General features: G+C 56.5%; 27 protein-coding genes. 11 read left to right on the top strand and 16 right to left on the bottom strand.

The genetic code is table 11. From position 1 onward, the window contains the following. Positions 1-80 precede the first annotated feature (80 nt). Positions 81-1,358: a branched-chain amino acid transport system II carrier protein gene (gene brnQ / locus ACTG2B_RS19340; RefSeq protein WP_439996960.1), complete on the top strand. Its 1,278-nt coding sequence runs from the start codon at positions 81-83 to the stop codon at positions 1,356-1,358. Positions 1,359-1,431: 73 nt separating this feature from the next. On the opposite strand, the gene ACTG2B_RS19335 is transcribed toward brnQ, so the two are convergent. The 15 genes from ACTG2B_RS19335 to ACTG2B_RS19265 all read right to left on the bottom strand — a co-directional run bounded on the left by ACTG2B_RS19335 (position 1,432) and on the right by ACTG2B_RS19265 (position 8,574). Next, a complete protein-coding gene (locus ACTG2B_RS19335; protein WP_194494999.1) occupies positions 1,432-1,662 on the bottom strand; it encodes a hypothetical protein in 231 nt (76 codons plus the stop codon). A 4-nt stretch (positions 1,663-1,666) separates the two neighbouring features. Then, complete coding sequence (locus tag ACTG2B_RS19330) at positions 1,667-2,128, bottom strand: chemotaxis protein CheX (RefSeq protein ID WP_005335807.1); 462 nt, start codon at positions 2,126-2,128, stop codon at positions 1,667-1,669. Beyond that, a complete protein-coding gene (zur, locus tag ACTG2B_RS19325; RefSeq protein ID WP_005335805.1) occupies positions 2,118-2,576 on the bottom strand; it encodes a zinc uptake transcriptional repressor Zur in 459 nt (152 codons plus the stop codon). Before zur ends, ACTG2B_RS19330 begins: the two co-directional genes overlap by 11 nt. A 291-nt stretch (positions 2,577-2,867) precedes the next feature. Further along, entirely contained in the window at positions 2,868-3,119 is a 252-nt protein-coding gene (locus tag ACTG2B_RS19320; protein WP_150389718.1) for a pyocin activator PrtN family protein, read from the bottom strand. Positions 3,120-3,184: 65 nt separating this feature from the next. Continuing rightward, positions 3,185-3,712 (bottom strand): single-stranded DNA-binding protein, encoded by a 528-nt coding sequence (locus tag ACTG2B_RS19315; RefSeq protein ID WP_439996683.1) that lies wholly within the window; start codon positions 3,710-3,712, stop codon positions 3,185-3,187. Then, positions 3,712-3,969 carry a hypothetical protein gene (locus ACTG2B_RS19310; RefSeq protein WP_005347020.1) on the bottom strand — a complete coding sequence of 86 codons (258 nt, stop codon included), beginning with the start codon at positions 3,967-3,969 and terminating at the stop codon, positions 3,712-3,714. The genes ACTG2B_RS19315 and ACTG2B_RS19310 overlap by 1 nt, the downstream gene beginning before the upstream one ends. A gap of 282 nt (positions 3,970-4,251) precedes the next feature. Then, complete coding sequence (locus ACTG2B_RS19305; protein ID WP_439996682.1) at positions 4,252-4,440, bottom strand: hypothetical protein; 189 nt, start codon at positions 4,438-4,440, stop codon at positions 4,252-4,254. Then, positions 4,416-4,853 (bottom strand): hypothetical protein, encoded by a 438-nt coding sequence (locus ACTG2B_RS19300; RefSeq protein ID WP_439996681.1) that lies wholly within the window; start codon positions 4,851-4,853, stop codon positions 4,416-4,418. The genes ACTG2B_RS19305 and ACTG2B_RS19300 overlap by 25 nt, the downstream gene beginning before the upstream one ends. Further along, complete coding sequence (locus ACTG2B_RS19295) at positions 4,853-5,008, bottom strand: hypothetical protein (protein ID WP_439996680.1); 156 nt, start codon at positions 5,006-5,008, stop codon at positions 4,853-4,855. The genes ACTG2B_RS19300 and ACTG2B_RS19295 overlap by 1 nt, the downstream gene beginning before the upstream one ends. Then, the gene (locus ACTG2B_RS19290; RefSeq protein ID WP_439996679.1) at positions 5,005-5,919 is read right to left on the bottom strand and encodes a DNA cytosine methyltransferase; all 915 of its coding nucleotides are present in this window, start codon (positions 5,917-5,919) and stop codon (positions 5,005-5,007) included. The genes ACTG2B_RS19295 and ACTG2B_RS19290 overlap by 4 nt, the downstream gene beginning before the upstream one ends. Next, positions 5,916-6,308, bottom strand: coding sequence for a helix-turn-helix transcriptional regulator (locus ACTG2B_RS19285; RefSeq protein WP_439996678.1), 393 nt, complete (start codon positions 6,306-6,308; stop codon positions 5,916-5,918). Before ACTG2B_RS19285 ends, ACTG2B_RS19290 begins: the two co-directional genes overlap by 4 nt. After that, complete coding sequence (locus ACTG2B_RS19280; protein WP_439996677.1) at positions 6,305-7,429, bottom strand: phage N-6-adenine-methyltransferase; 1,125 nt, start codon at positions 7,427-7,429, stop codon at positions 6,305-6,307. Before ACTG2B_RS19280 ends, ACTG2B_RS19285 begins: the two co-directional genes overlap by 4 nt. Continuing rightward, positions 7,426-8,040: an Nmad5 family putative nucleotide modification protein gene (locus ACTG2B_RS19275; RefSeq protein ID WP_439996676.1), complete on the bottom strand. Its 615-nt coding sequence runs from the start codon at positions 8,038-8,040 to the stop codon at positions 7,426-7,428. Before ACTG2B_RS19275 ends, ACTG2B_RS19280 begins: the two co-directional genes overlap by 4 nt. A gap of 35 nt (positions 8,041-8,075) precedes the next feature. After that, on the bottom strand, positions 8,076-8,213 hold the full coding sequence (locus tag ACTG2B_RS19270; RefSeq protein WP_232307780.1) for a hypothetical protein: 138 nt from the start codon (positions 8,211-8,213) through the stop codon (positions 8,076-8,078). Positions 8,214-8,328: 115 nt separating this feature from the next. Continuing rightward, positions 8,329-8,574: a hypothetical protein gene (locus tag ACTG2B_RS19265; protein ID WP_439996675.1), complete on the bottom strand. Its 246-nt coding sequence runs from the start codon at positions 8,572-8,574 to the stop codon at positions 8,329-8,331. Positions 8,575-9,389: 815 nt separating this feature from the next. Here ACTG2B_RS19265 and ACTG2B_RS19260 point away from each other — a divergent pair. Beyond that, positions 9,390-10,784, top strand: coding sequence for a DUF4041 domain-containing protein (locus ACTG2B_RS19260; RefSeq protein ID WP_439996674.1), 1,395 nt, complete (start codon positions 9,390-9,392; stop codon positions 10,782-10,784). Positions 10,785-10,821: 37 nt separating this feature from the next. Here the strand turns inward: ACTG2B_RS19260 and ACTG2B_RS19255 are convergent, their stop codons facing one another. Further along, positions 10,822-11,529, bottom strand: a complete 708-nt coding sequence (locus tag ACTG2B_RS19255) for a LexA family protein (RefSeq protein WP_439996673.1) — start codon at positions 11,527-11,529, stop codon at positions 10,822-10,824. Between the two features lie 325 nt (positions 11,530-11,854). Between ACTG2B_RS19255 and ACTG2B_RS19250 the strand changes: the two genes are divergently transcribed. The 9 genes from ACTG2B_RS19250 (at position 11,855) to ACTG2B_RS19210 (ending at position 15,888) form a co-directional block, all read left to right on the top strand. After that, entirely contained in the window at positions 11,855-12,361 is a 507-nt protein-coding gene (locus tag ACTG2B_RS19250) for a phage regulatory CII family protein (protein ID WP_439996672.1), read from the top strand. A 68-nt stretch (positions 12,362-12,429) separates the two neighbouring features. Further along, positions 12,430-12,726 carry a hypothetical protein gene (locus ACTG2B_RS19245; protein ID WP_263085398.1) on the top strand — a complete coding sequence of 99 codons (297 nt, stop codon included), beginning with the start codon at positions 12,430-12,432 and terminating at the stop codon, positions 12,724-12,726. Next, entirely contained in the window at positions 12,719-13,798 is a 1,080-nt protein-coding gene (locus tag ACTG2B_RS19240; RefSeq protein ID WP_439996671.1) for a hypothetical protein, read from the top strand. The genes ACTG2B_RS19245 and ACTG2B_RS19240 overlap by 8 nt, the downstream gene beginning before the upstream one ends. Further along, entirely contained in the window at positions 13,776-14,279 is a 504-nt protein-coding gene (locus ACTG2B_RS19235) for a hypothetical protein (protein ID WP_439996670.1), read from the top strand. The genes ACTG2B_RS19240 and ACTG2B_RS19235 overlap by 23 nt, the downstream gene beginning before the upstream one ends. Before the next feature lie 2 nt (positions 14,280-14,281). After that, positions 14,282-14,551, top strand: a complete 270-nt coding sequence (locus ACTG2B_RS19230) for a hypothetical protein (RefSeq protein ID WP_439996669.1) — start codon at positions 14,282-14,284, stop codon at positions 14,549-14,551. Next, a complete protein-coding gene (locus tag ACTG2B_RS19225) occupies positions 14,551-14,811 on the top strand; it encodes a hypothetical protein (RefSeq protein WP_439996668.1) in 261 nt (86 codons plus the stop codon). The genes ACTG2B_RS19230 and ACTG2B_RS19225 overlap by 1 nt, the downstream gene beginning before the upstream one ends. Continuing rightward, complete coding sequence (locus tag ACTG2B_RS19220; RefSeq protein ID WP_439996667.1) at positions 14,808-15,458, top strand: hypothetical protein; 651 nt, start codon at positions 14,808-14,810, stop codon at positions 15,456-15,458. The genes ACTG2B_RS19225 and ACTG2B_RS19220 overlap by 4 nt, the downstream gene beginning before the upstream one ends. Then, positions 15,455-15,682: a hypothetical protein gene (locus ACTG2B_RS19215; RefSeq protein WP_439996666.1), complete on the top strand. Its 228-nt coding sequence runs from the start codon at positions 15,455-15,457 to the stop codon at positions 15,680-15,682. The genes ACTG2B_RS19220 and ACTG2B_RS19215 overlap by 4 nt, the downstream gene beginning before the upstream one ends. After that, positions 15,682-15,888: a hypothetical protein gene (locus tag ACTG2B_RS19210; RefSeq protein ID WP_439996665.1), complete on the top strand. Its 207-nt coding sequence runs from the start codon at positions 15,682-15,684 to the stop codon at positions 15,886-15,888. Before ACTG2B_RS19215 ends, ACTG2B_RS19210 begins: the two co-directional genes overlap by 1 nt. Positions 15,889-15,941 lie beyond the last annotated feature (53 nt).

Here is a 15,941-nt window from a genome sequence, read left to right as displayed (position 1 = left end):
TCAATAACAAGCTGATAAGGCAGATGAGGTTGAGTTTGACGAAATCATTGAAGTTGTTCGACGTATTCGGATTGGGGTTTATGACGTTTGCCTTCTATCTGGGGGCAGGCAATATCATTTTTCCGCCGCTGGCCGGTTTTATGGCCGGTGAGCATCTGCTGGCCGCCATGTGCGGCTTTTTGCTGACGGCGGTGGGTTTGCCGCTGATCACCCTGATTGCGGTGGCCAAGGGGAGTTCGGGGGGCGGCGCGAGTGGCTGGACCGGAATGACCCGCTATCTGCCCGCCGGGGCGGCGACAGCGCTGGCCATCGCCATCTATATCATCATGGGGCCCGCCTTTGCCATTCCCCGCACCGGTCTGGTCGCCTACGAGATGGGGCTCAAGCCCTGGCTCGGCGATGCCGGTCATGAGGGGCTGCTGATCTACACCTTGAGTTTCTTTGCGCTGGTGATCCTGGTGGCGCTCGATCGGGGCAAACTGCTCGATGCGGTCGGCAAGTATCTGACCCCAGCCCTGATGGCGATGCTGCTTATTCTGGCGGTCGGGGTCTTTATGACGCCGCAGGGCACCATGCCAGATGCCAGCGGTGAGTACATAGATGCGGCTCTTACCAAAGGAATGCTGGAGGGGTACAACACCATGGATACCCTGGCCTCCCTGATGTTTGGCGCCCTGATCATCGGGTTGCTGCGCCAGGAGGGGATCGAGGATTATCGCAGCCAGTTCAAATATCTGACCATTGCAGGCTTGATCTCGGCGGTCGGGTTGTCGGCGGTGTATGTCTCGCTCTTTCAGCTAGGCAACAGCGCCGGTGGGGTGGCGAGCGATATCAGCAATGGTGGGGCCATCGTCAATGCTTACGTCCTGAGTCTGTTTGGTCAACCGGGTCAGTTTATTCTGGCTGCCATCATCACCTTGGCCTGTTTTACCAGTGCGGTCGGCCTGCTCTGTGCCGGTGCCGACTACTTCCATGGCCTGACAGGTTGGGCCTATCGCAACTGGGTCATGCTGCTGGGGGCGCTCTGTGCAGTGGTGGCCAATGTGGGGCTGAGCGAGCTGATCGGCCTCTCGATTCCGGTGCTGGTGGCCATCTATCCGGTTGCCATCGCGCTGGTGCTGGTGACCTTCCTCAAGGGATGGTTTGCCCAGCCACGGCTGGCGTTTCGCGGCGTGCTGACGGTCGCCTTTCTGTTTGGTTGCCTCGATGGGCTGGGGGCTGCCGGGATGTCGATGGACGGCTTTGCCTTCCTGCCGCTGTTCGACAAGGGACTTGCCTGGCTGCTGCCGACTCTGTTGGCCTGCATCGTCGGCATCTTGATGCGACCAAGCGGTAAGCTGGCGGCCGAAGCGGCTTGATTCAGAAACAACGAGATAGCAAAGAGGCCAGCATCTGCTGGCCTCTTCTGTTTCTGCTGTAGCAGTTACAGGATCAGATTTGCGGGCCTTTTGGCTTGGGTTTTCCCTCCAGACCATACCAGTGGGTTTCTACCCGTCCGGCATGCCACTCGAAGGTGCCCCAAGGCTGCTTGGATTCCCAGCGCGGGAAGTTGATAAGCACCCGGTTATCTTCGTACTTGTAGAGGGAGGTGCTGATCTGAATGTCCGACAGGATCAACAGCAGGGCCCAGCAGATGAAAATCCATTTCAATGCTTTCCACATAGGGTTACTCGAAGCAGATTTCGATAGTGGCGCGACCGAAATCCGATTCGAACGGCATCATGATCTTGGTGCCATCGGCACGGTGGGTAATGGTGTGGTTGGGGCCGGAGACGATGATGGGGGTCGCCATGTCAAACTCGTAGCCCTTCTCGCCCAGCATCCGCTTTGCACCGCCGGTCACCATGTTGGTGATTTCACCGACCATGTCGGTCACCTCTTCGTTGATGTTGGCGGGAGCTTCCCCCAGCATGCGGCGCATGATCTCCAGCGCCAGCCCCTTCTCGAAGCTGATGGAGAGGGAGCCACGGGTCTGCGGGCCGACCATGCCGATCAGGCCGGAGACGTCGCCGCGCGCCAGCTCATCCATCTTGCGTTTCGGTTTGCCCGGTTTGAGTTCCAGCTGTGCCATGGTCGAGAGCACATTGAGCAGGGATAGCAGGAACGGATTTACAAAATCAGCCTTCATGATGACTTCCTACAGTGGGCGTACAACGGGCACATTGGCCATGTGCCTCTATCGTCTTATTGGTAATAGTAAAACCATGCAAGTGGGCCTGCTCGGAAAACGCGCTATCGATCGCCGTATCGTGAAGCTCGACTACATCCCCGCACTCGTCGCAGATCAACAACTGCATCGGGTGAGCGTGATCGAAGTGGCAGCAGAAGATAAACGCGTTGAGAGATTCCACCTTGTGAGCAAAGCCCTGTTCGAGCAAAAAATCGAGTGCACGATAGACGGTTGGCGGCTTGGCATTGGCTTCGGTTTGTTGCAGCTGGGCCAACAAATCATAGGCGCTGATGGCGTTGCCGTGTGCCGCCAGCAGGCGAAATACCTGACGTCGGGTCGGGGTGAAGCGGATCCCTCGCTGTATACAGAGTCGCTCGGCTCGTTGTAAAAGTTGGTCTTGATTCATGATCGCGCAGATACCCTTTCTATTAGCCGGATACTATCACAGGGCCTCGCATGGCGCGGCGACAAAATTCATTTTCTGGGGCTGCTTCACGTTGTGATAAAATCCGCCCCTTTCTTTAGCCAACCCGGATGATTTTTATGCAGGCGCAGCGTTTTTCCATCGCCCCCATGCTGGATAGGATCGACAGGCCTTAAATCATCAGGCTTGTGGCGTTTGTGGTGTACTATTGGTGTCCTGATGCACCACGAAATCAACGAAAATATCCCAAAATAAAACCGCCTCGAGGGCGGTTTATTGGCAGTGAGCGTACTCTTCCGAAGCCTCTTTTCGGCGGTTGTCGATGAATTCGGCGAGGTCTTTTACGTGTACCAGACGGGGGCTTTTTTGGCTCTCTCCCATCCTGAAAGTCGGGAAGGGGAGGCGGCCCGTTCTGGCGTGAGTTTCTGCGGTTGCCGGCTTCAGTCCGAGGAGGCTTTCGGCGATCTGGGAGAGCGGGATGGTGGCGGCGTTGAACTGGGCCATCAGCAAAAATACGGTGTTCATCTTCAATCCTTACGCCTCACGGCGAGAAGGGCGGCTGCGAGAGCCGCCGGTTGTTCTGTCTTGCCTCAGATGCAGTTCATCAGCGATGGGTGACCTGCGAATCTAAAGAACGGGATATCGTCGTCAAACTGGGGTGGCGGCTCGTTGTAGTTCTGGTTGTGCTGGGCTGGCTGCTGGGGTGGTCGTCCATATCCGCCCTGTGGCTGCGAGGCGGGCGCCTGCTGCTGGCCGGTACCCTGCGGCCTGCCGCCAAGCATCTGCATCACGCCGGTGAAGCTATCGACCAGCACCTCGGTGGTGTAGCGTTCCTGGCCGCTCTGGTCCTGCCATTTGCGGGTCTGCAGTTTGCCTTCCACATAGACCTGGGAGCCTTTCTTCAGGTGCTTACCTGCCACTTCAGCCAGAATGCCCATGAACACTACGCGGTGCCACTCGGTGCGCTCCTTCTGCTCACCGGTCTGCTTGTCGCGCCAGGTTTCGGAGGTAGCCAGAGTAATGTTGGTCACAGCACCGCCGCTCGGCATGTAGCGCACTTCCGGATCCTGACCGAGATTGCCTATCAGGATGACTTTGTTGATACCACGACTGGCCATCAGCGAGCCTCCAGCGTCTGGTGGAGTTGCTGGAACTTCTCGTTTACCTGGCGCCACTCTGGATCTTTGGCGCTCTTGAGGCAGCGAATGCGGCGGGCCATGGCGAACTTGGCCTTGCTCAGCATATTGGCGCTGGCGGCGTGGTGCTGGGCCTTCTTGTAGGAGAGCGCCGCATCGGCAAAGTTGCCTGACTGCTCTTGCTGGATGGCTTGAGCCATATCATCGCGGTAATTGCGTTGGTGGAGTTTGGTGCTCATCGTGTCCTCCCGGACAGTTGTTATCTGTTACATCGCGGCCAGGGTGGCCAGTATCACTGTGGCGATCACCAGGATGGCTACGCCTTTCGCTTTTTCAGTTTCCATTGTTGCTCGCTGATAGCTATTGCCGGGGCCGAGCTCAGCGCTGCGACCATGGCGCACATGACAAGAGAGGTGCGCAGGTTGCGCGGCGGTGGACCGTTGCGCATGGCTTGCAGCTTTCGCTGATGCTCCTCTCGTTTGAGCTGGTGCTCTGCGGCGGCCTGCTTTCTCCGTTGTCTGCTATTCACTGGCTTCCTCCCGGTACTCCAGCTCGTTGAAATTGAGATACTGGGCTGGGGCCTTGTCGATGGCGGCCAGCCTGATCTGTTGATGGGTCATCGGGTGGTGCGCCTCGATGGTGCCGGTCAGGCGATCCGGCGCAGAGCCCAGTTCTGTCGCGGCGTTCAGGGTGTAGCTGTAGCGGTGCATCTGCTTGCTCCTTTGGTAGTGTCTATCTGCCAACTGTACCCGCCGTGTTTATCCTGCTGGCCGGCAAGGCAGCGGGTGATGGCAACCCGGACAAAACCGCCCTTAGCCTCGGCTTCGTAGATACTGTCAAACCGGACCACCTGGCCACCGCAAGTGCCTATCACAGGGGTCTTGCGCCACTGCGGCGGCTTTACCGCATCCACATAGAGGCGGCGAGTGTGGCGGCCACGGCCGTTATCTCCGACAAGGCGGAAGTGCTCAACCCGGGTAGCGAATCGAGGTGCTATGTGGATCTGCCCCATCACAATGCTGGCCGCGCTGACAGTGAGGGAAAACTCGGCGGCCACTTCGGCACTGATGGCCCCGCCTTCTCTGCCGTGAATCCACTCGGCTATGTCCTGCACGATGCTCATCACTGTATCTCCCCGTGGTCAATGCCATACTGGCTTGCCAGTTGGCGGAGTTCGATTTCATTGCGCTTCTGCTGGCGCCGCTTGAGCGCCTCGGCCGCAGGGCGGTCTTTCTTCAGGCCTTTGCTGCAGATTAGCTTCTGGCTGTTGGTGGTCATGCGGCCTCCATCAGTGCCTGGATGATTCGCTTTCCAGCCAGTGGCGGAACTGCGTTGCCAGCCATGTGAACAGTCAACCGGTGGTTGCTTGGGCGCTTGATGTCGCGCGGGAAGCTCATTGCCAGCAGGTTTTCTTCTGCCGTGAGCATCCGCATGCGGTCACCGTCCACGACAGCCCAGCGATCGCGGGTAGTGATGGTGCCAATCGGCCGCTCAATGCTTCGCCCGGTGCGGGTGTTGCCGTAGTAGCTCATCACGAATCGGTCACCGTGGGCCGCTCTGCCGTTGGCAACTCGCTCCAGCGTCGCCTCTGCTCGCCCTGGCTTGGCTATCGGTGACCAGCGCCCTGCGGCAAAGTCAATGAACTGAGTCGCAGGAACATGCTCCAGCTTTGGCAGGTTCAGGGTTAATGGGTTTGCCGAGCGGGTGCATACGATGAACATCCGGATCCGCTCCTGCGGAACACCGAGATCAGCGCAGTTGACTACATGGGGCGCCAAGGCATAGCCGAGAGCCTGCATGGCTGCTGCCCACGCCGGATAGAGCGGCCACTCAAGGAACTCCGGCACGTTCTCCACGATGGCAGCTTGCGGCCGGTGAAACTCAAGGGCAGAGACCACGGCCCATGCTGTTGAGCGGCTGGCATCATGCTGCGGGTTACCGCTTGCCTTGCCACGCGCTTTGCTGTGCCCTTGGCAGCAAGGCGAGGCTAGCAGCAGATCATGACTCGGCACTTGCGTCCAGTCGGCCTGGTGCAGGTCTTGGCAGACGTGCTGAGTGTCAGGGTGGTTCTCGCTGTGCCAGTGAACGGCTTCCGGCCAGTGGTTGGCCGCCCAAAGCACTTCGCAACCAGCCATCACGGCACCGGTAGACCAGCCACCCAACCCAGAGAACAGATCGATTGCCTTCATGCTGCCTCCATGTTTTTATGTAGCCATTTGTGAACATCTTCTGCCCGCCATGCGGTAACCCGCTCGGATAGCTTTACAGGCTTGGGGAAAGAGCCCTGTTTGACATTCCGCCACAAAGTGGTTTTAGAGAATGGGAGTTGCTTTAAAAGCACTGACTGACGAATGAACCCTGTAGATGGAATACCGTTTTGTTTTTCCTGTACCGGTTTTGATTTGTGGGGCTTTTTTTCCTTGGACATCTCTTTAACCAGTTCGTACAACCCCTCAATTTGGCAGGCCGCCTCTCTCATCCAATAGGCTGTATGCTCTGGCTCGCTTTCGCTAATGCTTCGTAGTTGTGCGCTGATATCGAGTGAATCAGCAAACGCGGCCAAACGTTTAGAGCTCATGCGGCCTCCCCGTTGTCGATAGCGAGCTGGAGCTGTTCTTCTTCAGGGTTCAGCATTTGCTTTGCCATCTGAATGGCGTGGCTGAGCGTGTTTTCGCTGTCAGCCCCTGATGCTTGCAATCCCTTGATGTAGCCGGCCAGCAGGCGGGTGTTGGCAGGCGTGAGCAGGTCAGCCTCGTCAATCTGGTAAATCACGAATTTGATGGCAGGGTGTTGCTGCCAATCGTTCAGTGGCTCAATGTTTTGAACATCATTACCACAGGCGATCCGCTCAATCTGATCAAGGTCAATTGGGCGACTGTCCTCAAACTCCAACAAAGCCTGCTCTTGAGCTGTTGCCTCATTGGTCTGGTCATCGGTTGCCACCGTAGGCTCCCACTCAGCCGGCTTGGCTACGGCTGGCTGGTCTTGCAGCATGGCTGGCTCAGCATTGACTGACTTGGCAATAGTCCGGCTTGCCTCTTCGTTAAGCGCGACAGCTTGGCGATGGATCATGTCGAGGAGGATCTGGCCTGTGGTGATCAGGTCGTCACGGCGCAGGCGTGCTTCCGGGCGGCGCTCGCCCTGCCAGCTGGCATCGAAGATCACCACTGCGGAGGCGAAACCGCTGGAGCTTGGTTTGTCCTTCTTCGGATCACGCGGGACGTACCAGCTCGGCACCTCAAATGCGATGCGGCCGCTGATGAACTGGATAAAGTCGGCATCCTCCGGCCACCATGTTTCGCTGGTAGCAGCCTTGATGAGCAGCATGATCTTGGCGCCCTGCGCCCGCTGCTCGCGGCAGAAGTTGAGGATTGGCTCCATCCCGGTGATGTGGTTGCCCTCACCATCGACGCATGGGCGGGAGTAGGGCGGGTTGCCGAAGGCTGCACCACCCAGGCGGCGCAGGTCGGATGCCAGCTCCTGAGTGAGGGCGTTGTCGGCCGCATCGTAGTAGTTCGGCACCAGGTGGTTGCAGTCGTCGGCGAACATGTCGAGCACCACCGGCCCCAGGGTGGGCGCGAAGTGGTGGAACAGGCCCCAGGCCAGCGCCTTTGGGGTCTGCCACTGGTCGCCTATCTGCTTGAGTTCGTGGTCAGGCTGGAGCTGGAGCTCTGCCAGTGCTTTGGCGTAGTGGTTCATGCCGCCTCCTTCTCGCTCGGCAGGCCGATGAGCTCGTTCAGGTCTGCAGTTTGCACTGCCGGCAGTTGCACCTTCTGAATCTCTTTCGGCATCAGTTCGGCGGCTTCCGGCCACACTTTCAGAAGCTGGTTATCGGTGTTGATGCCGCTCATCGCTGCAGCCACGCTGTTTTCGATGTGCTCGCGCTTCTCCTTGAGTGACTTGGCATCCTGCTCAAGCTGGTGAAACTCGATGGCAAGTGGATGATCTGCCGCTAACTTGCATGGACGGCACGGCTTTTTTACCGTCTTATGGCAAGAGTCATAACCAAAGGTACCGTTGAAGCGCGGGCGAAGGCTGATACCGCCGCAGTTCAGATAAAAATCGCTGTCTATGTTGATCGGGTTGTATCCGGTAGTGACACCCTCCGGCAGCGCTGCCATGATGACCTTGATTTGCTCGATGGCATTATCGACAGCCTCAGCACCTTCCTTGCCACCAAGAGAATCAACCCGCACAGCCTCTGCCCAATCAACGCGGCGAAGGCGAAGCGCCTCTTCTTCTGCAGGAATGCCAGCCTTGGCGATGGCAGCTGTGACAATCTGCTGTTTAATCTGGTTGGTCAGTCTCATGGTCTTTCCTCACTCGTTGCGACCCGAACCCCGGATCAGGGCTTGGCCTGCTTGGCCGATTCCGCCTTCTTCGCGATCCTTGCTACTGCGCGGGCCGCCTTGAGGCACTCATCGAACACCTTTCCTTTGGCAAAGCTGGGTGTCCGGTCGAAATAGCGCTTGGCTTCAGCCACGCCCAGCGAGATCGCATGGGGGGGAATTGCTCTTTCTCCAGCGTTGCCTTGATGTGCTTGGCAATGAACTCGCTTGGGTGCATGGCTGCCTCTGCTATCTCTGAAATTGGTCTCATCACACAAGCGACAGGCAATAGGAGGCCGTGACCCGCTGTTGGGCCGCTATCGCTTGTGGGATAAGGGCCCCGTTGCCGGGGCCAGGAGAGAACATGTCGGGCTGGTTTGGCAGGGCCTGGAGCCCTGTGCCATCGTGAGCGGTGGAACTGCCCTTGATGGCGCCGCCATGGAGGTGACGGTTGGTGTTGCTTGTTGGTCCTGCCAGCCCGAGCAGCCAGATCAACATCAGGAGTAGTAACCACATGCGTTGCACCTGTGGTGAGGCTGAGCGCTTCACAGCGAGTCAGCCGTTCTTGTTGTCGGCACCAGTGCGCCCTCACGGGCAGACCTACCATTTAGAAACTGTCGCCTCTCGGCGAGGGCCTGGGTGGCGCTTCACAGCGTGACCAGGCGACCGCGTAACCCTGCGGTGGGAGATATGATCACCTCCTTGGGTGGTCAAATCGGTTGGCTGTGGTGGTCGCGACCAAGACGGAGTTCTTCAGGTCGGTATCCCTATCTCATTCGATGGGGCGCATTCCTCGCCATTTATGGCCCTCACCACAACTGTGGATTGCACTCGCTCAAGTGTGTCTTTCGGGCGTGTTGTTTGGCGCCCTAAGTCCAGTTAGGAATGCAATCCCAGTTGTGCCCCGGCCTTTCACCGGGTGGGTGGCTGGGGAGTCAGACCCGCCACTCGCTTTGTTCGCTTTAACTTCGCTGTCTTTCCAGCTGCCAGCCGGTCACTGATTTTGTTTTCCGGTCACCCTTGTCGGCACGCATTACACCTTTCAAGGGGAGAGCGGGGAGGTGAATCAGCCCGGTTGCCGGTGTTATATCCCCAAGCGGTCTGTTGCCACCGCTGCCAGTGTTGTGCTGGCCCTCCGGCTGGGGTTGTCTTTCGCACTTGTTTTAACTGGTGTGTGTCTACGAGAAATACAGTAACCAATGGTGTGCGTTTCGTCAATCATTGGTGTGTGTTTTTTTATGGTGTTTTTTAGCAGCAAGCGAAGAGGTTAGAATGAGACCTTGAAACGAGGTGCTTGAATCCGGTTTAACAACAACTACTTGGGGTGGGTTATGGAAGTGTTCATTGGGCTGCTGGTTTTCTTCGGCCCCTATGTCTTGGCATTTGTCTTGTACCGAAGGAAGCGATTACTTGAAGCAAAGTTGAGGGATGCGGACTCTGCACTGGTGAAGATGGCAGTGCGAAATGCCGAGATGGAGGCGAAGCTGCAGCCAATTGAAGATGCAGAGCGGTACACCAGAATGCTGGTTATTAATGCTGAAGACAAAGTTGCTGAGATCATGGCTGAACTGGAGAAAAGCAGCCTTGAAATAAATGAAAAAATTTCTAAAGACAAAGAGTTATCTGCGTTTTTAGAGCGCACTGTTCAAGCAATGAAAAATGCAATTGAAGGTTACAGTGATGAGTACATCATTCCGAACCAAAGTGTTTTGGATGAACTTGCTGAGTCGTATAGTCACAAGCAAGCCGGTGAACAACTAAAGATTGCGCGTAAAAATGTTAGGCACCTGATCCAGAGCAACCAGGCAGGTAACTGCGATTACAGCAACTCATATCGCCGTCAATTTGCTATCCATTTTGTTGTCGATGCTTTCAATGGGAAGGTCGATTCTGCTCTTAGCAGGGTTAAGGTCGACAACTATGGGAAGATAAAGCAAGAGATCATTGACGCATTTACTTTGGTGAACCATAACGGCATGTCATTTCGTGGAGCTAGAATTGAACAGGTTTATCTCGATGCTCGCCTTGATGAGTTGAAATGGGCCGTCGCTACATATGAGCTTCAGCAGCAAGAGCGTGAGGAACAGCGCCAGATCCGTGAGCAGATGAGGGAGGAGGAGCGGGCCCAGCGTGAGATGGAGAAAGCCATCAAAGAAGCGGAAAAAGAAGAGCGAATGTTACAAAAAGCATTGGATAAGGCTCGTCAAGAACTGGCTGGTGCAAATGATGAGCAGCGCCAGCTGTTTGAGGCGCAACTAGCTGAACTTGAAGCGAAACTTCAAGAGGCAGAGGCAAGAGGGCAGCGAGCGATCTCAATGGCTCAGCAGACTCGTAGGGGGCATGTCTATGTAATAAGTAACATTGGTAGCTTCGGTGAAAATGTCTTCAAGGTTGGCATGACCCGGCGTTTAGAGCCACTCGATCGCATTAAGGAGCTGAGTGACGCTTCGGTACCATTCGACTTTGATGTTCATGCGATGATCTACAGTGATGATGCTCCATCCTTGGAGAAAGATTTGCACCGAGTATTCGACGAAAACTCTGTCAACAAAGTGAATCCAAGAAAAGAGTTTTTCCGCCTACCGCTGGCCGATATTAAGAAAGCGATCGAAGGCCATGGTTTGGGTGACATTCACTGGACAATGAAAGCAGAGGCCACTGAGTATCGCGAGTCACTCAGCTTGCTAAAAAAGGAACAGACAGTCAGAGAACTTGTTGAGGCATAAATCTCAAATTAAAGGGCACCATATCGGGGTGGTGCCCTTATTCTTGCTGTACCGCACAGCGAACTACCCCGCAGATCACCACATCTTCAGTTACTTCAATCATTCGGAATTGTGGGTTAAGTGGTCTTAAGAACCAATGGCCCGCATCGTTTACCAGTTCCTTGAATGTCGTCTCATCACCAATCCTAGCGATAACTCTTTTATTGTGCTCAGGAACTGCATCTGGATCCACAATCAAAATGGTTCCTTCTGGATAACTTCGGCCTCCATTCATTGACACCATCGAGTCGCCACGGACTCTTACCGCATATGCCCTTTTTCCAACCTTCACCGGGCTAGGGATGAACTCTTCAACCTGCTCGAGCAGTGGAATATCGCCGTTATTACAGAACGCCCCAGCCTGGACCCATGAAAGCAGCGGTACATTCCCCAGGGCCAAGCCAGCTTCATCAACATTGGTATCTGTGCCGGTCAGCAGCCATTGCACTGATTTTCCAATGATATTTGAGATGGTTCCAAGCCGCTTTACTTCCGGCAGTGAGTCACCTTCTAACCACTTTCGTATGGCTGTGAGTGAGGGGATTTGCACATCAGTAGTGGATGGTGTCTTGGCGAGCAATTCTTGCAGACGAGCTGGGCGTCCACGTTTTGGAATGCCAGCCTCATCAAGACCTAAATTGAGCCTTCGCGCGAAGTCGATTTTATCGGTCTCATAACGAGCCATTTCTTCTTGTCTCTGTTCCATCTCTCGGTCCTCTATTGTCCCCATTTCGCACTCGAACTTTCAGTTGCAAAAACACGCACCAACGGTTACTGTTTTGTCGGTTATGTTCAGATAGGTAAGTTCCTGTGGAAACTCTTCTCGCTCACTTCAAAAACAAGGCAGCCCTTGCCAAGGTTCTTGGCATCAAGCCTCAGGCGGTCCATCTCGCATGTGCGAGGGGGCGAGTTCCAACAAGCTGGCTGCCTAAGCTGATCAAGCAAGGTATTAGCATCTCGGTATTGTCATCACTGCCACTAAGCAGGAACGGCTCCGAGTTAATCTCCGTCATGAAGGATATGGAGTGATCATGACACAGACAACCGAAAGTTCCACGTTAAGTAAACCAAGGGTTTCACGTCCAGATGTGCTGCTGGCTGCTTATTTGCTCGGCAAGGACAACAACATCAGCGAGCTGGCCCGCCTGATGGGAAAGGGTGAAACGGTGTTGGCCAACAAGATGAACCCAGAGTGCGACAGTCATCACCTGAATCTGGGGGAGGCTGTTGCAGTAACCGAGATCACTGGTGATAACCGGATTTTGGAAGCTTGGGCCACCAGTCGTGGCAAGGCGCTGGTTGATCTACCGGCTGGAGTTGTCAGCGACGATGACCTGGTTGAACAGGTGCTGCTGGCGCAAGCGGTGTTCGGCAAGTTGATGCAGGCCATTCACGACGCCAGAGCTGACGGCGTTATCGACCGGGTGGAGCACAGCCAGATTGAGCGGATTGGCACCCAAGCAGCAGAGCATGTGCTTGGCCTGATCAGCACTACCGCCTCCAACGTGCGGAATCTGCCGGTCTCTGCTGGCAAGTAAATACAATTCGGCCCCGCACTGCGCTAACAGTCGGGGCCACGGCTCAAACATCACTAGGAGATGTGAACATGGAAAATCATACGGATATCCAGCCCATTGGGCAAGTCTGGGATGAAGCTGAGTTGGAAGAGATCAATGCCTGGTCTCGCGCTCACCGCCCTGTCAAATCATGTGGCCGCCGCAACGGTGCCACCCGTCGCAATGTGATCCCCGCTGTGCTGCCGCGTCTGGTCGATGGCACCAGCGGCACCTATCTGGTCTACGGCAGCCTGAAAAGCGGGCTCAAGATCCCGGTGACCGCCGAGCAGGCCCAGCGCCATCTGCAATGCCTGATGCAGCACCTGCAGGAGGTTCGCCATGGGTGAGGTAGTCAGACTGGCGGCCCATGCGGCCGCCCCAATTCAACGAGGTTGCAACGTGACCGAGAACCGCCGCAGCGGGTTTGTTCTGCTGTACAAGAGCATCAAGGATGCGACTTTTTACCGTAACCTTGAGCGCAAGTCCCTATGGCTGCACCTGCTGATAGAAGTCCAGCACGAGCGCACCGTTGATACCTTTAACGGCAACCGCGTCACCCTGAATCGAGGCCAGCTGGTTGGGTCTGCTCGTTCGCTTGGAGAAGCCTGTGGCGTCTCTGAGGATAGTGCCCGCCGGTCTTTGGAAGCATTCGAACGTGATGGCATGATCACCCGCACCAGCAAGCAGGGCACCAAGGGTTACACGCTGATAACAGTTCTCAACTACGACCCTTATCAGCGCGGAGTTTCAGAACACGATTGCGCGGAGTTAGGCGCGGAGTTTGAAGCCGCGTCAGATATGGGGTTGCAGGTGGTATCGCAATCTGATTGCGCGGAGTTAGGCGCGGAGTTTCACGCCGAAGCTCTAAACAATATAAACAATAAAACAAGTAAAGATCTTAAAGACTCTTCGTCGCAACTCGCTAGCGCGACTTTCGACCAGCAGGGTGAGCAGCTCATCACTGACGAACCTGTTTCTGCTGAACCCGCTACCGAACCCAAGACCCGGGTTATTCCAGAGGCCGCCATCCAGACCCCGAGCGGCAAGGCATGGGGCACCGCTGAAGACCTGCAAACCGCGCAGTGGATGTTTGCCCGGGTGCAGCGGATTAACCCGACCGCACTGGAGCCGAACTGGCCGCAATGGGCCAACGTGATCCGCCTGATGCGCGAGCTGGACCTGCGCAGCCACAGCGACATCTGCGAGCTGTACGACTGGGTGAGCCGGGATCCGTTCTGGTGTGCCAACGTGCTCTCCCCGCAGAAGCTGCGCCAGAAGTGGGACCAGCTCACTGCCAAGCGCAATGCGGCACCGCTGCATAACAAGCGACCGCTCGGCAATCTTGCCGCTGCTCAACAACACGCTCAGGCCATCATGGCGAACTCAGGAGTCGGCTATGACGATAACACAATCCTCTGAGGTGGCAGTGCTTCACCGGGGTGCCCTGCAGGCCGAGCACGTTGTTGCAGATCCGCTAACCCTGTTTCTGGCAAACGAGCTGTTCCCGATGATGATCGCTTACTGGCCTGCCAGTGCTAACCAGCTGGACAGCAACGCCACCGGTACTGCGAAGGCATGGGCCCTGACCATCAAGGGCTTCCCTGTCGGTTTGGTGCGTGAAGCGGTGCTCAAGCTGGCCGATGATGCCGATCGGCAGTTCGCCCCCCGCCCTGCCGAAGTAAAAGCGCTGATGACAAGCATGATGCAGACCGCCCAGCCTACCGCTCAAACAGGGCGCACCATTTCGATTCGGGCTTGTGAGATGGAGGCCACGGTTCGCGTGTATTTGCGGGTGGGGAAGGTTGATGAGTTGGTGACTGACGATGCCGTAGCCGCAGAGCTGGAGTCGATTTTATCCGATAAGCGCCGCGCAGGCGTCACAGTGACAGGGAGGATTTAGTCATGAGCAACAAGAACGATGTGATCGCCGGTGCGGCAATAAACAATTTGCACAAAATGTGGCCTTCCCAGTTCGACGTCGAGGTGCCAGAAGCTCCGCAAGGCTGGTACTGGACTGTGGCATGGAACAATAACCACTTCGATATGATTTTGGCACGGCCAGGCGAAGGGGATATCTGCGATCCTTCCGCCGTGGAGGTGATTACCAAAGATTCTGTAGCCCAGATGGCATCAATCCTGAAATCAAATATCGGTTGTCTGGGGGGGCAGTGATGAGCAGTCAATTCAATGCCACCGCCGAGCGTGATGTGCGTGAGGCGCAGTTCTGCCGGGTTGCCATCTATCCGCCGGTGCGCGGCTGGGTTGGGGAGCGGGTCCATCTTGAGGTGTCGAACTCGCTGGAGACGCTGGGCACTACCGATGCGAAGACCGCTGCCGGTTATTACCTGGTGGTTGATGGTGCCGAGGAGGCGAGGGCGGAAGCGGCGCGGATCCGTGGTAGGGCGGTGGAGCTGGTGAGGGTGGGGTCATGAGCGAACAGATGACTCACGCTCGGCTGTCTGAGATTGCCTGTGCGTGGCTAAAGCGCCCAATTGGAAACAAGGGGCCTGCCTGCCAGATAGCAATGATCGAGGTTGGCGGCCTCTATGGCGGTGAGCGAGCTGATGCTTGGGGTTACCGCTGGGGCTACAACGGTGGTTCGGTTCTCGTTGAGGTGAAGGTCTCTCGTTCTGACTTCCTTGCCGATGCCAAGAAGCCGCACCGTAATGGAGAGGTTCTGGGGATGGGGACCTATCGGTACTACATGTGCCAGGAAGGCATCATCACACTGGATGATCTGCCGTATGGTTGGGGCCTGCTCTTGGTGAACAGCCGCGGCCATGTGAAGTTGATGGCCGGTCATGTCTGCATGCTTCAGGGGCGTAACGGCCCAGGGGCTGAACAGGTGTGGGCTCACCGGAAGAATGATCAGCTCGAGCTGGAGATGTTGGCCCATATTCTCAGCCGCATTGGCGATCCAGAGGTTATGAACAGACGCCTCCGAGATGCTGAGCAGAAAGCACAGAGGCTCGCCCGCTACCATGATGACTTTCATCGTCAAAAGAGTGAGATGCAGCTTCTGAATTATCGGGTGCGGCAACTTAACGATCTGCTGGTCGAGAAGGAGGCGCAGCCATGATGCACTACTACGCCCAGCATACGGCAACCCGCAACTGGTTTGCGCCGCTGCTGACCATCGAGGAGGTGGAGCGGGCCAAGGAGGCGCAGATCCCCGTGGTGACCGCGCTCCACCTGATTGGGGAATTCGGATTTGAGTCGGTGGCCGAACAGGCTGCCGATGTTGTCGGGCAGGCGCTCCATCGCGCCGCCCACCACGCCACCACCGGGAGGGGGAGGAGTTGATGGAACTGGTATGGATGTTTGGTTTGTTGGGGCTGCTCTGGCTGGCGCTGCTGGCGATGTTGGTGGTTACCGTTCGCCAGTGGTTGGCGGAGGAAATTGGCCCAGCACTGGACGGTGACGGCCCGGATGATGAGCCGCGGTTGGTATCGACCTGCCGCGAGCTGAGCGAACTGGCAGCCAAGACCCGGGAGGCCAGTCATGGCTAAAGCGGGGTTCGTGGTGATGCTGGTGTTTGTGGCGCTGTTTCTGGCCGCCAATC

Origin of the sequence: Aeromonas sp. 30P, from assembly GCF_051919805.1 — a bacterium.
Taxonomy (GTDB): domain Bacteria; phylum Pseudomonadota; class Gammaproteobacteria; order Enterobacterales; family Aeromonadaceae; genus Aeromonas; species Aeromonas veronii.
This window is presented reverse-complemented; position numbering and strand designations above follow the sequence as displayed.

Excerpts from the sequence above, each read along its gene's own strand:
- ACTG2B_RS19260 (WP_439996674.1), top strand. The coding sequence starts at position 9,390 with ATGGAAGTGTTCATTGGGCTGCTGGTTTTCTTCGGCCCCTATGTCTTG.
- ACTG2B_RS19255 (WP_439996673.1), bottom strand. The coding sequence starts at position 11,529 with ATGGAACAGAGACAAGAAGAAATGGCTCGTTATGAGACCGATAAAATC.
- ACTG2B_RS19285 (WP_439996678.1), bottom strand. The coding sequence starts at position 6,308 with ATGAGCTCTAAACGTTTGGCCGCGTTTGCTGATTCACTCGATATCAGC.
- brnQ (WP_439996960.1), top strand. The coding sequence starts at position 81 with ATGACGTTTGCCTTCTATCTGGGGGCAGGCAATATCATTTTTCCGCCG.
- ACTG2B_RS19220 (WP_439996667.1), top strand. The coding sequence starts at position 14,808 with ATGAGCGAACAGATGACTCACGCTCGGCTGTCTGAGATTGCCTGTGCG.
- ACTG2B_RS19320 (WP_150389718.1), bottom strand. The coding sequence starts at position 3,119 with ATGAACACCGTATTTTTGCTGATGGCCCAGTTCAACGCCGCCACCATC.
- ACTG2B_RS19235 (WP_439996670.1), top strand. The coding sequence starts at position 13,776 with ATGACGATAACACAATCCTCTGAGGTGGCAGTGCTTCACCGGGGTGCC.
- ACTG2B_RS19210 (WP_439996665.1), top strand. The coding sequence starts at position 15,682 with ATGGAACTGGTATGGATGTTTGGTTTGTTGGGGCTGCTCTGGCTGGCG.
- ACTG2B_RS19310 (WP_005347020.1), bottom strand. The coding sequence starts at position 3,969 with ATGAGCACCAAACTCCACCAACGCAATTACCGCGATGATATGGCTCAA.
- zur (WP_005335805.1), bottom strand. The coding sequence starts at position 2,576 with ATGAATCAAGACCAACTTTTACAACGAGCCGAGCGACTCTGTATACAG.
- ACTG2B_RS19275 (WP_439996676.1), bottom strand. The coding sequence starts at position 8,040 with ATGAGACTGACCAACCAGATTAAACAGCAGATTGTCACAGCTGCCATC.
- ACTG2B_RS19225 (WP_439996668.1), top strand. The coding sequence starts at position 14,551 with ATGAGCAGTCAATTCAATGCCACCGCCGAGCGTGATGTGCGTGAGGCG.
- ACTG2B_RS19335 (WP_194494999.1), bottom strand. The coding sequence starts at position 1,662 with ATGTGGAAAGCATTGAAATGGATTTTCATCTGCTGGGCCCTGCTGTTG.
- ACTG2B_RS19330 (WP_005335807.1), bottom strand. The coding sequence starts at position 2,128 with ATGAAGGCTGATTTTGTAAATCCGTTCCTGCTATCCCTGCTCAATGTG.
- ACTG2B_RS19280 (WP_439996677.1), bottom strand. The coding sequence starts at position 7,429 with ATGAACCACTACGCCAAAGCACTGGCAGAGCTCCAGCTCCAGCCTGAC.
- ACTG2B_RS19265 (WP_439996675.1), bottom strand. The coding sequence starts at position 8,574 with ATGTGGTTACTACTCCTGATGTTGATCTGGCTGCTCGGGCTGGCAGGA.
- ACTG2B_RS19230 (WP_439996669.1), top strand. The coding sequence starts at position 14,282 with ATGAGCAACAAGAACGATGTGATCGCCGGTGCGGCAATAAACAATTTG.
- ACTG2B_RS19245 (WP_263085398.1), top strand. The coding sequence starts at position 12,430 with ATGGAAAATCATACGGATATCCAGCCCATTGGGCAAGTCTGGGATGAA.
- ACTG2B_RS19315 (WP_439996683.1), bottom strand. The coding sequence starts at position 3,712 with ATGGCCAGTCGTGGTATCAACAAAGTCATCCTGATAGGCAATCTCGGT.
- ACTG2B_RS19300 (WP_439996681.1), bottom strand. The coding sequence starts at position 4,853 with ATGAGCATCGTGCAGGACATAGCCGAGTGGATTCACGGCAGAGAAGGC.
- ACTG2B_RS19240 (WP_439996671.1), top strand. The coding sequence starts at position 12,719 with ATGGGTGAGGTAGTCAGACTGGCGGCCCATGCGGCCGCCCCAATTCAA.
- ACTG2B_RS19215 (WP_439996666.1), top strand. The coding sequence starts at position 15,455 with ATGATGCACTACTACGCCCAGCATACGGCAACCCGCAACTGGTTTGCG.
- ACTG2B_RS19295 (WP_439996680.1), bottom strand. The coding sequence starts at position 5,008 with ATGACCACCAACAGCCAGAAGCTAATCTGCAGCAAAGGCCTGAAGAAA.
- ACTG2B_RS19290 (WP_439996679.1), bottom strand. The coding sequence starts at position 5,919 with ATGAAGGCAATCGATCTGTTCTCTGGGTTGGGTGGCTGGTCTACCGGT.
- ACTG2B_RS19305 (WP_439996682.1), bottom strand. The coding sequence starts at position 4,440 with ATGCACCGCTACAGCTACACCCTGAACGCCGCGACAGAACTGGGCTCT.
- ACTG2B_RS19250 (WP_439996672.1), top strand. The coding sequence starts at position 11,855 with ATGACACAGACAACCGAAAGTTCCACGTTAAGTAAACCAAGGGTTTCA.